This window comes from Segatella copri DSM 18205 (assembly GCF_025151535.1).
GTDB lineage: Bacteria > Bacteroidota > Bacteroidia > Bacteroidales > Bacteroidaceae > Prevotella > Prevotella copri.
Window position 1 is genome coordinate 95,141 of the sequence record NZ_CP102288.1, and the last position, 11,633, is coordinate 106,773.

Consider the following 11,633-nt stretch of genomic DNA (forward strand, 5'->3'; position numbering starts at 1 on the left):
TTATGAAATTAAGAAGAATCCTATTGCTGGGAATGCTGGGCTTCAGCCTCGCTCTCTCTGCAGAAAATAAGAAGATAGGCTATGTGCAAGTATCACCAGATTCTTCTCTCGCTGATGCGGTTCGCAAGGCTCGCGAGATGAGAAGATTGGGACAGGCAGATTCGGTAGTAGTTAAAATGCAGGCGGGGCAATACCGACTCTATGAACCTCTGGTGCTCCGTCCGGAAGACAGTCATCTCTGTTTTGAGGGAACGCCTTCGGTAAAGCATTCGGCAGGTACGGTACTTACAGGAGCCGTACCTGTTACCGGATGGAAGAAACAGGGCAGATATTTGGTGGCTGATGTGCCTGATTTCAATGGATGTCCTATGAATTTCCGACATCTCTGGGTGAATCACTCGCGGGCTGATAGGGCACGTGGCGTGAGTGATTTCAATCAGATGCCGCGCATCAGATGGGTAGACAAGAAGAAACGCGTCATCTGGGTTCCGGCTTCTGCTGTTCGTCAGCTTCTGACGGGTGCTAAGGATAAGGCGGGTAACAGCATCATCCGACCGGATGCAAGATATGCAGAGATGACGCTGCATCAGATGTGGGAGGTAAGTTATCTGCGCATCAGAAACATCCGTATTCAGGGCGATTCTGCTGCCATATCTTTCCACGATCCTGAGGCTAAGATTCAGTTTGAACGTCCTTGGCCTTCACCTATGTATAATTGTGAGCACAATTCTCCTTTCTTTATCTCGAATGCGCTGCCTCTTCTGGATAAATCGGGCGAATGGTATCATGATATCCGTACGCATAAACTGTATTATATGCCTAGGAAAGGGGAGCGTATGGATGTTGCGGCGCCGGCTTTGGAAACGTTGGTGAAATTCGAGGGAACCAGAGAAAAAATGGTGGATGCTGTTACTTTCAGAAATGTAAACTTTGAAGTTACAACATGGAACCGCCCTTCTTACAAGGGACATGTACCTTTGCAGGCGGGAATGTTCATTACCGAAGGTTACAAACTGCGCCCTAGTATCGACCGTGTGAACAACCATAAACTAGATAATCAGGATTGGCTTGGCAGACCCGCTGCTGCTGTTGAATTGCGCTATGCAAGCAGAGCGGTTTTCGATTCATGCTCTTTTGGACATCTGGGTGGCGATGGTCTCGATTTTGTTGAGGGTTGCCGGGATGGAGCAGTACTTAGCAGCACCTTCGAAGATATAGCGATGAATGGATTGGTATGTGGCAGCTTTTCGCCTGCCGGTCTGGAGACGCATCTGCCTTATCGTCCGCAGGATTTGCGTGAGGTGTGCAGCGGACTGCATGTCAGGAACTGCGAGTTCTCTGATGTTACAAACGAGGAGTGGGGTACCTGTGCTATCGCTTTGGGTTACGTCAGCCGCATGAACATCGAACATAATTATATTCATGATGTCAGTTATTCGGCTATCAGTATGGGATGGGGTTGGAATCGCGATTTGGTTGTGATGCATGATAATCGCATTCATGCCAATCTTATCGAGCGCTATGCTGCCCATATGTACGATTGCGCTGGCATCTACACACTTGGCAACCAGCCAAACACGGTTATTTCAGAGAATGTAGTGCGGGATATCTTCCATCCTTCCTACGTACACGATCCTCATCATTATTTCTATCTCTATACTGATGAGGGTTCTTCTAATATTCTCCTGAAAGATAACTGGACGCCAGAAGAGAAATTCCTGAAAAACGCCTGCGGTCCTAATAATGTCTGGCAGAATAATGGTCCGCAGGTGGCTGATGAAATTGTGAAGAAGGCAGGGAAAATAAAGGAGTAGGGATGAAGTGAAAAATAAAAACAGCTGTCTTTGCTAATTAGAAAGTTCAAGGTTCAAAGTAAAAAGCGTATGAAATTTAGGGTCACCAGTAAAAGTGTGTGGATTAGGCATAGATCTTCATTAGTCTGAAGAGAAAGAACTTACGGTCAATAATACCTCTGAGTTGTGCTCTGAAATGCTTGATCTTTGCATTGAGGGATTCTGCTGATGCATTGGTAGAGCGATTGACAAAATAGTTAAGGATCTCATCCTCACGGTCGTACATGGCGGCAGCAATATCATTGAACGATTTGTTGCCGAAATCACCGACCTTCGAGTACCATGAATGCAGGCTGACAGCACCTTGCTCCTTAGTACACCTCTGCGAGAATATCATTCGAAGAGAGTGGGTAAGCGAGAAAGCCGTCTTTATGTCCGGAAACTCACGGAACAGTATTTCTGCACGTTCCTTCTGTGTGTCTGTCCATTTCTCGGGTGACATCATAAGTAGCCCCTTACTGCGTGCAAGGAGTTCTGCACGAGTCTCTCCGTTCTCAAGTCTTTCGGGATAGTACCTTGCATTGCGCCTTATGGCATTGCCCTCCTCATCCACAAATGGACCATCGTTCTCCTGCAGCTGGCGCATCATCAGACGGTGCTCTTCCCTAGCATTGGCATCAAGTGTCATCTGCTCACGCCTATACTCTCTGCGTACCTCTTGCAAGGCTTCAAGACAAAACTGCTGATGATGGAACCGGTCGAGCGTACGCATAGCCTTCGGAAAGCATGTCTCTACTATGTTGTGCATACTCTCAGAGAAGTCGAGAGTAACCTCTTCCACGCTCATTCTCAACGCTTCTGGTATCTTCATCAATGCCTTTATGACATCCTTTGCCTTAGTGCCCTTGACTACAGCAATAAGGCATCCCTTGCGACCATGTGCATCCTTGTTCGAGGCTATTGTGTATACCTCTCCCGTGGACAAGCATGTCTCATCTATGCTGACGTGAGGACTTATGTTCTCTGGGAAGATGAGCCACTCGTCAGCATGGCCTAGTTCAGACCATTCACGATAGCCGCTTAGGTGGTCCTTGTAGGCTCTGCCATACTCATCACCGTCTATGTGATAGTCATCCTCAAACGAACGGGCCGTTATAGGGCGCGTCTCCAAACGCTTCTTTTAAAAAATCCGCCAACTCGGTTGAGCAGCGGGTGGACTCCTGAATGAGATTGCATTCGGTCATCACGTTGTGACCATCTGCATCAAGCCATCTGCGACGGCGCACGTGAAGCAGTACTTCCTGACCTCTAATCGGAAAGTCGTGAAACACACTTTCGCGTGTAAATCCATTGGGGCGCAGGTCTTCTCCGTCGTCAGGTTTCTGCTCGTTCTCATCGAGATAAAGGTGAATCACCTGTGTGTCACCTTTCTTCTCGACACGTACAGTCTTCAAGTCAAACCAGTCAAGCATGCGGGCTGGCAATAGGCATTCCGCTAAGAGTCTATACTGTTCCATTTTCTTCTAACGTTTACTCTATAAACGTACACCTGCTTGCTTTTATTGTGCTATGCTATCCACACGCTTTTGCAAGTGACCCGATAAAAATCTATCTTTTAGAGATTCTTGAACTCGATGCCGTTTGCCTCTGAGTAGTCAATGGTGATTGGCTTCTCGCGACTTACTTCCTCGGCAAGAATCTTCTTGCTCAAATCGTTCTGAACGTAATCCTGAATGGCACGCTTTACCGGGCGGGCACCAAACTCTGGGTCGTAACCTACCTTTGCCAGATACTGGATAGCTGCAGGAGTCCAGAGAAGTTCAAAACCCTGAGGCTCCAACATCTTCTTTACTCGCTTCATCTGAAGTTCTACAACCTCGGCAATCTGCTCCTGGGTCAACGGCTTGAAGGTAATGATATCATCAATACGGTTCAGGAACTCAGGGCGGAAGGTCTTCTTCAACATCTCACGGCTTGCGTTGGAAGTCATGATGATGATGGTGTTCTTGAAGTTGACTACACGGCCCTTGTTGTCTGTCAGACGACCATCGTCCAATACCTGCAACAGGGTATTGAATACATCAGGATGCGCCTTCTCAATCTCATCGAAGAGAACCACACTGTATGGTTTGCGGCGTACAGCCTCGGTCAACTGACCACCTTCATCGTAGCCGACATACCCTGGAGGCGCACCGATCAGACGGGTTACGCTGAACTTCTCCTGATATTCACTCATATCAATTCGGGTCATCATCGACTCGTCATTGAACAGATACTCAGCCAGCGCCTTGGCAAGCTCGGTCTTACCTACACCGGTGGTACCGAGGAAGATGAAGCTGGCGATAGGACGCTTAGGATCCTGCAAACCGGCACGGCTGCGGCGAACGGCATCACTTACAGCGGTGATAGCCTCGTCCTGTCCGATGACTCTCTTGTGGAGTTCTTCCTCCAGGTGGAGCAGTTTCTCACGCTCGCTCTGCATCATGCGGCTTACTGGTATTCCGGTCCAGCGGCTTACAACCTCAGCGATATCATCAGCAGTAACTTCCTCTCTGACCATCGCTGCGCCACCCTGTGTACTCTTCAGCTGCTCCTGGATTTTCTTGATGTCATCCTCGAGCGCCTTCAGTTTAGAATAGCGGATTTCAGCTACGCGCTCGTAATTGCCTTCGCGCTCCATGCGTTCAGCCTCAAACTTCAGGTTTTCTATCTCCTGCTTATCCTGCTGAATCTTGTTGACGAGCGCTTTTTCGCCTTCCCATTTAGCACGGAAGTCATGCTCCTGATCCTTCAATTCTGCAATTTCCTTATCCAACTGCTGAATCTTAGGCTGGTCATTCTCGCGCTTGATGGCCTCACGCTCAATCTCCAACTGCTTCAAGTGGCGGGTAATCTCATCCAGTTCTTCTGGTACAGAGTCACGCTCCATTCTCAGTTTGGCTGCTGCCTCATCCATCAGGTCGATAGCCTTATCAGGGAGAAATCTGTCAGAGATGTATCTCTCTGATAACTTGACGGCTGCGATGCAGGCATCATCCTGAATACGTACCTTATGATGGTTCTCGTAGCGCTCCTTGATACCACGGAGGATACTGATGGCGTCTACCTCGTCAGGCTCATTAACCATGACGGTCTGGAAACGGCGTTCCAGCGCCTTATCCTTCTCGAAGTACTTCTGATACTCGTTGAGGGTAGTAGCACCGATAGCTCTCAGTTCACCACGAGCCAGGGCTGGCTTCAGAATGTTGGCTGCATCCATGGCGCCTTCGCCACCGCCTGCACCTACCAAAGTGTGAATCTCATCGATGAAGAGGATAATCTGGCCGTTGGCGTTGGTTACCTCTTTGATGACGCTCTTCAGACGCTCTTCGAACTCACCCTTATATTTGGCACCGGCTACCAGCGCACCCATATCGAGAGAATAGAGTTGCTTGTTCTTCAGATTCTCCGGTACATCGCCACGTACGATACGCTCTGCAAGACCTTCTACGATGGCGGTCTTACCTGTACCAGGCTCACCTATCAGAATAGGGTTGTTCTTGGTTCTTCGTGACAGAATCTGGAGCACTCTTCTTATTTCCTCATCACGTCCGATAACTGGGTCCAGCTTGCCGCTTCTTGCCTGTTCTACAAGGTTTTTCGCATATTTCTCCAAACTCTGATAGTTGTCATCAGCGCTTTGTGATTTTACGTTCTGTCCCTGTCTCAGTGTCTGGATGGCAGCGAGCATATCTTTGACATTTGCACCAGCATCCTTCAGAATACGTGCAGCAGTAGAGTTGCCCTGTACGATAGCCAACAGGATAGGTTCTACGCTAACGAACTCGTCGCCCATTTTCTTGGCGGTATCCTCGGCATTCATCAGTATCTGGTTAGTCTCGTTGCTGAGGTACGGCTGACCGCCGCCCTGCACACGAGGCAGATGTTGCATCTCCTGACGCAAAAGCATGGCGATTTGCTGTCCGTTCATGCCCAACTTCTGGAAGATGTAGTTGGTCACATCGGTAGCCTTTTCAAGAATACCGCTAAGCAGATGCACCGGTTCGATGGTTTGCTGACCATTTCGCTGCGCAATGTTTACGGCTTCCTGTACCGCCTCCTGCGCCTTGATAGTAAATTTGTCGAATGTCATATTAATATCTCCTTTCTTATATTATATATTCATATTTCTGTTATTTGGATGAGCACCGGAATCTCCTCTTCGGAAACCTCCCGGTGCGTTCCTCCCATCCTTTAGCGAAACTTATGCCTATTCGTTGAAAATCAATGGTTTACTGACAATCTGTCTTGTTTTGGGTAGATAAAAGATAGAAATAAGAGATATTTCCGGACAGAATGACAGAAAAAGGCGGTTTGAGTACGGGCTTATTGAACTTTCGCATGTCAGGAAGTTACAGGAGTTAAAGGAGTTAAGGAGTCAAGACATATGTCTTGCTGCTTAAAAACTACGCCCAAAAGACTATTGTCTTAACTCCTCAGCGACCGTAGGGAGCGATAACTTCTTTAACTCCTTTAACTCCTGAACTTGCGAAACTTGAGATTGCTTATTTCTTGATTTCTCTCAATTATCTTTTAAATATCCTTTAAATAATGCTATTTTATGGGGGGAAATGTTGTGTAATCAAAATAATCTTCGTACCTTTGCACCATCATAAATTATAATTTATAAGTTCAATGGCTGAAACAAAGAAAATCAAGACAGCGTTGGTGTCTGTCTTCCACAAGGATGGCTTGGACGAATTGCTCGCCAAGTTGAATGAAGAGGGTGTAAAATTCCTGAGTACTGGTGGTACCCAGAAGTTTATCGAATCTTTGGGTTATGAATGCGAGAAAGTTGAGGAGGTCACTACCTATCCATCTATCTTGGGTGGTCGCGTAAAGACTCTTCATCCTAAAATATTTGGAGGTATCTTGGCTCGCCGTGACAACGAGGGTGACCAGGAGCAGATGAAGGAATACGAAATCCCTTCTATCGATCTCGTTATCGTAGACTTGTATCCTTTCGAACAGACTGTAGCTAGCGGTGCTAGCGATGCTGATATCATCGAGAAAATCGATATTGGCGGTATCTCTTTGATTCGTGCAGGTGCCAAAAACTTCAAGGACGTGGTAATCGTTCCTAGCAAGGCAGAATACGGCGTATTGCTCGATATCCTGAAGAAGAAGGGTGCTGAGACTGATATCGAAGACCGCAAGATGTTTGCAGAGCGTGCATTCGGTGTAAGCTCTCACTACGATACTGCAATCCATGCATGGTTTGCTAAGTAAACTCTCGGAAAAATAAAGTAGTTAAGGAGTTAAGAAGTGGAAGAAGTCAGGACAAGTGTCTGCGGGGATTCCATCCCCGGTATATGACAGACTGTTGCCGTGGCTTCTATGCTCCTTTAACTCCTTAACTCCTTAAATAAAAAGAAAATTTTAAGCTTAAAATAATTTAGAAACGAAATGGGATTTTTTTCATTTATTCAGGAAATCGCAATGGACTTGGGTACAGCCAATACCATCATTATCAGTGATGATAAGATTGTAGTGGATGAACCTTCTGTTGTAGCCCTTGACCGCCGCACCGACAAGATGATTGCTGTGGGCGAGAAGGCTAAGATGATGTACGAGAAGACTCATGATAATATCCGTACTATCAGACCATTGCGTGATGGCGTGATTGCCGACTTTACTGCCTGTGAGCAGATGATGCGTGGATTGATTAAGATGGTTCATACTGGTAGCCGTCTCTTCTCTCCTTCACTCCGTATGGTTATCGGTGTACCTTCTGGTTCTACCGAGGTTGAGCTTCGTGCAGTGCGCGACTCTGCCGAGCATGCCGACGGACGTGATGTATATTTGATTTTTGAGCCAATGGCTGCCGCTATTGGTATCGGTATCGATGTTGAGGCTCCAGAGGGTAATATGATTGTTGATATAGGTGGTGGTTCTACCGAAATTGCTGTCATCTCATTGGGTGGTATTGTATCGAACAACTCAATCCGTACAGCCGGTGACGACCTTACTGCCGATATCCAGGAATATATGAGCCGTCAGCACAACGTGAAGGTTTCTGAGCGTATGGCTGAGCGTATCAAGATTCATGTGGGTTCAGCTCTGACCGATCTGGGTGATGAGGCTCCAGAAGATTTCATCGTACATGGTCCTAATCGTATTACAGCGTTGCCTATGGAGGTACCTGTATGCTACCAGGAGATTGCTCACTGCTTGGATAAGACCGTGGCAAAGATTGAGAACGCTGTGCTCTCAGCATTGGAGAACACACCTCCTGAGCTCTATGCCGATATCGTGAAGAATGGTATCTGGCTCTCTGGTGGTGGTGCTTTGCTCCGCGGTCTCGACAAGCGTTTGCAGGATAAGATCAATATCCCATTCCACATCGCAGAAGATCCATTGCACAGTGTTGCCAAGGGTGCTGGTATTGCGTTGAAGAATGTAGACCGTTTCTCTTTCTTGATGAGATAATCAGAACTTATTCTAATAGTAAGAATAAAGTATGCGCAACCTTTTAGAGTTTTTAGCGAAATACAACCATTGGTTTGTCTTCCTGATTCTTGAGGTGGTGAGTATGGTGCTGTTGTTTCAGTATAACAGCTATCAGGGCAGTGCCTGGTTCTCCTCGGCTAATGCCGTAACGGGTAAGTTGTATGAATGGGATGCGAATGTAGAAACATTCTTCTCGCTTACCAAGGTGAACCAGGAACTGACACAGCGAAATGCGTATCTCGAACAGGAGGTGCAGAAACTTTCCGACAGTCTCGTGAGCGTGACCAAGGATAGCAGCATCTACCATCGTGACCAGTTTGCATTGCTGAGAAACTATCGTCTGATTCCGGCTAAGGTAGTGGCGAATAGTGTCGATAAACCCGGCAACCTGATGACAATTGACAAGGGTAGCGCGGATGGCATCCACAAGGATATGGGTGTAATCAGTGGTGCGGGTGTTGTGGGTATCGTGTATCTGGTGGCAGAACATTACGCTATCGTGATTCCGGTATTGAACACGAAGTCGAACATCAGTTGTATGATTCAGAATAGAGGCTATTTTGGCTATCTGCGCTGGAAGGGTGGTGTGTCTGACCTTGCCTATCTGGAAGAGGTGCCACGTCATGCTCACTTTAAATTGGGTGACTATGTGGTAACGAGTGGCTATTCTGCTGTATTCCCTCCTGGAGTGAGAGTAGGCAGGATATTGCACGTGTTCAACTCCGCCGATGGACTGTCGTATCGCGTACAACTTCGCCTCTCTACCGATTTTGCCCGTCTGCGTGATGTATGTGTAATTGATGATGCCGCCATGAAAGAGCGGTTGGAGATTATGCGTGCAGCACAGGATAGCATCGAAACAAATGGAGACAATAATCAATAATGACGTATAGTAAGAGGATATAAAAAGCAATGAGTATAGATTTAGTGAAAAGACTAGCTACCTTTGTGGTGCTCGTGCTGGTACAGGGATTGGTGTTTAATCATATTCATCTATTCAATTGTGCCACCCCCTTGCTGTATATCATTATGGTACTGCATTTCCGCCGCAACCATCCTAAATGGGCGGTGTTATTGTGGTGCTTTATGATGGGGCTTTGTGTGGACGTATTTGCCAATACGCCAGGTGTTGCAGCAGCTTCGATGACTGCCGTAGGACTGCTACAACCTTATTTGTTTGAACTTTTCGTACCGCGTGACAGCGCCGACGATCTGGAACCGTCCATGCGTTCTATCGGCGTGGGTGCATATTGCTGGTACGTATTCTTCATCATTCTCGTTTATAATCTATTGTTCTTTACACTCGAAACATTCCATTTCTTTAATTGGGTTCACTGGTTGGAATGTATAGGCGGAAGTACGGTTATCACTTATATATTGGTGATGGCGACAGAAAGTTTCAGAAAGTAAGATTCCGGATAAGTGATGAGAGAGAATAGAACACGATTTTTAGTTTGCTATATATAATAAGGTATGTTGGATTACAATCTTGAAAAACGTAGATTCGTTATCGGTGGAGTGGCCATAGCTATTGTGGTCATTTACATGATTCGTCTGTTTACGCTTCAGATTATGAGCGACGACTACAAGAAGAATGCCGACAGTAATGCCTTCTTGAAGCATATTGAGTTTCCCGCCCGTGGTGCCATTTACGACCGTAATGGTAAGCTGCTGGTGTATAATCAGCCGTCTTACGATCTGATGGTGGTCATGAACGAGGAGAGCGGCCGACTTGATACGATGGATTTCTGTAATTCGCTGGGTATCACGAAAGAGTTTTTTATCAAGCGAATGAACGATATCAAGGACCGCTCTAAGAACCCGGGCTATTCGCGCTATACCCAGCAGCTTTTTATGGGACAGCTGAGCGACCGGGATTTCAGTGTGTTCCAGGAGAAGATGTTCCGGTTCCCCGGTTTCTATGTCCAGAAACGTACCGTCAGAGAATATACCTACCCTTATGCAGCCCATGTGCTGGGTGATGTGGGTGAGGTTTCGCAAAGCGATATTGAAGATGATGACTACTATCAGGCTGGTGACTATATCGGAAAACTGGGTATCGAGAAGTTTTATGAGAAGCAGCTGCGTGGTGAGAAGGGTGTGAAGATCATGCTGAGAGATGCCCACGGAAGAATACAGGGTAGCTATCAGAATGGTAAACTCGACCGGAAACCTGTGGCTGGAAAGGACTTGACGCTGGGATTGGATGTCAAGTTGCAAGCCTTGGGCGAACGTCTGCTCCAGGGTAAAATCGGCAGTATCGTTGCCATCGATCCTAGAACGGGCGATGTGCTGGCTATGGTTTCTTCTCCTTCTTACGATCCAAGACGTCTGGTGGGTAGAAACCGCGGCAAGATGCACAAGTGGCTCTCGCGTAATCCTTGGAAACCGCTCCTGAACCGTAGTATTCAGGGTCAGTATCCTCCGGGTTCTACCTTTAAGACCAGCCAGGCGCTGACCTATCTTACTGAAGGTATCATCACACCGGGAACAGCATTCCCATGTAATCATGGTTTCTCTTATAAGGGTCTGCATGTGGGCTGTCATGGTCACCCGTCGCCTATTTCGCTGGTTGATGCCATCAGTACCTCTTGTAACGGTTACTTCTGCTGGGGTCTTTACTATATGATAGGTAACCGCAAGAAGTATGGCAGCGTACAGAATGCGATGACTGTATGGAAAGATTATATGGTGAGCATGGGGTTCGGATATAAGTTGGGCATCGACTTGCCTGGCGAGAAACGCGGTCTCATTCCGAATGCACAGTTCTATGATAAGGCTTACAATGGTTCATGGAACGGACTGACGGTAATCAGTATTTCTATCGGTCAGGGTGAGGTTAACCTTACGCCGTTGCAGATAGCCAACCTGGGTGCTACCATTGCCAACAGGGGATACTATTATGTGCCTCATGTAGTGAGAAAGGTGAAGGGTGAACCGCTTGATACGCTCTATACCCGGCGCCATTATACCAAGGCTTCCCGACGGGCTTACAACTATGTGGTAGCCGGTATGAGAAGTTCGGCGCTGAAGGGAACCTGTAAGCTGCTCGGCCGCTACGATTTCGAAGCTTGCGGCAAGACGGGTACGGCACAGAACCGTGGCCATGACCACTCTGTATTCATGGGCTTTGCTCCGATGAACAACCCGAAGATTGCCATTGCCGTGTATGTAGAGAATGGTGGTTGGGGTGCTGACTATGGTGTGCCTATCGGTGGTCTGATGATGGAACAGTATCTCAAGGGTAAGTTATCTCCTGATTCTGAGCGCAGGGCTGCAGAGATGCAGGCCCGTAGAATCGCCTACGGATTAAGCAGTAGATAGTTTTCAGTTAACAGTTTATAGTTGATA

9 protein-coding genes are annotated in these 11,633 nt (G+C 47.2%); 6 read left to right on the top strand and 3 right to left on the bottom strand.

Translation table 11 applies throughout. The features are described 5' to 3' along the window. Positions 1-2: 2 nt before the first annotated feature. The gene (locus NQ544_RS00330; protein WP_006847880.1) at positions 3-1,814 is read left to right on the top strand and encodes a right-handed parallel beta-helix repeat-containing protein; all 1,812 of its coding nucleotides are present in this window, start codon (positions 3-5) and stop codon (positions 1,812-1,814) included. A 103-nt stretch (positions 1,815-1,917) separates the two neighbouring features. Here NQ544_RS00330 and NQ544_RS00335 read toward each other — a convergent pair whose 3' ends face one another. The 3 genes from NQ544_RS00335 to clpB form a co-directional block, all read right to left on the bottom strand. Beyond that, a complete protein-coding gene (locus tag NQ544_RS00335) occupies positions 1,918-2,964 on the bottom strand; it encodes an ISAon1 family transposase (protein ID WP_006848989.1) in 1,047 nt (348 codons plus the stop codon). Next, a complete protein-coding gene (locus tag NQ544_RS00340; protein WP_006847878.1) occupies positions 2,930-3,310 on the bottom strand; it encodes an ISAon1 family transposase N-terminal region protein in 381 nt (126 codons plus the stop codon). The genes NQ544_RS00335 and NQ544_RS00340 overlap by 35 nt, the downstream gene beginning before the upstream one ends. A gap of 98 nt (positions 3,311-3,408) precedes the next feature. Continuing rightward, the gene (gene clpB / locus NQ544_RS00345) at positions 3,409-5,925 is read right to left on the bottom strand and encodes an ATP-dependent chaperone ClpB (RefSeq protein WP_006847877.1); all 2,517 of its coding nucleotides are present in this window, start codon (positions 5,923-5,925) and stop codon (positions 3,409-3,411) included. Positions 5,926-6,467: 542 nt separating this feature from the next. Here clpB and NQ544_RS00350 point away from each other — a divergent pair. The 5 genes from NQ544_RS00350 to mrdA all read left to right on the top strand — a co-directional run bounded on the left by NQ544_RS00350 (position 6,468) and on the right by mrdA (position 11,606). Further along, positions 6,468-7,061 (top strand): phosphoribosylaminoimidazolecarboxamide formyltransferase/IMP cyclohydrolase, encoded by a 594-nt coding sequence (locus NQ544_RS00350; RefSeq protein WP_006847876.1) that lies wholly within the window; start codon positions 6,468-6,470, stop codon positions 7,059-7,061. 177 nt (positions 7,062-7,238) lie between these two features. Further along, entirely contained in the window at positions 7,239-8,261 is a 1,023-nt protein-coding gene (locus NQ544_RS00355) for a rod shape-determining protein (protein ID WP_006847875.1), read from the top strand. A 31-nt stretch (positions 8,262-8,292) separates the two neighbouring features. Next, a complete protein-coding gene (mreC, locus tag NQ544_RS00360; RefSeq protein ID WP_006847874.1) occupies positions 8,293-9,165 on the top strand; it encodes a rod shape-determining protein MreC in 873 nt (290 codons plus the stop codon). A gap of 29 nt (positions 9,166-9,194) precedes the next feature. Further along, entirely contained in the window at positions 9,195-9,692 is a 498-nt protein-coding gene (gene mreD, locus NQ544_RS00365) for a rod shape-determining protein MreD (protein ID WP_006847873.1), read from the top strand. Between the two features lie 63 nt (positions 9,693-9,755). Beyond that, positions 9,756-11,606, top strand: coding sequence for a penicillin-binding protein 2 (mrdA, locus tag NQ544_RS00370; RefSeq protein WP_006847872.1), 1,851 nt, complete (start codon positions 9,756-9,758; stop codon positions 11,604-11,606). The last annotated feature ends 27 nt before the right edge of the window (positions 11,607-11,633 follow it).

What these genes read in the sequence shown, in the direction of transcription:
- NQ544_RS00330 (WP_006847880.1), top strand. Translation starts at nt 3, where the DNA reads ATGAAATTAAGAAGAATCCTATTGCTGGGAATGCTGGGCTTCAGCCTC.
- NQ544_RS00340 (WP_006847878.1), bottom strand. Translation starts at nt 3,310, where the DNA reads ATGGAACAGTATAGACTCTTAGCGGAATGCCTATTGCCAGCCCGCATG.
- clpB (WP_006847877.1), bottom strand. Translation starts at nt 5,925, where the DNA reads ATGACATTCGACAAATTTACTATCAAGGCGCAGGAGGCGGTACAGGAA.
- NQ544_RS00350 (WP_006847876.1), top strand. Translation starts at nt 6,468, where the DNA reads ATGGCTGAAACAAAGAAAATCAAGACAGCGTTGGTGTCTGTCTTCCAC.
- NQ544_RS00355 (WP_006847875.1), top strand. Translation starts at nt 7,239, where the DNA reads ATGGGATTTTTTTCATTTATTCAGGAAATCGCAATGGACTTGGGTACA.
- mreC (WP_006847874.1), top strand. Translation starts at nt 8,293, where the DNA reads ATGCGCAACCTTTTAGAGTTTTTAGCGAAATACAACCATTGGTTTGTC.
- mreD (WP_006847873.1), top strand. Translation starts at nt 9,195, where the DNA reads ATGAGTATAGATTTAGTGAAAAGACTAGCTACCTTTGTGGTGCTCGTG.
- mrdA (WP_006847872.1), top strand. Translation starts at nt 9,756, where the DNA reads ATGTTGGATTACAATCTTGAAAAACGTAGATTCGTTATCGGTGGAGTG.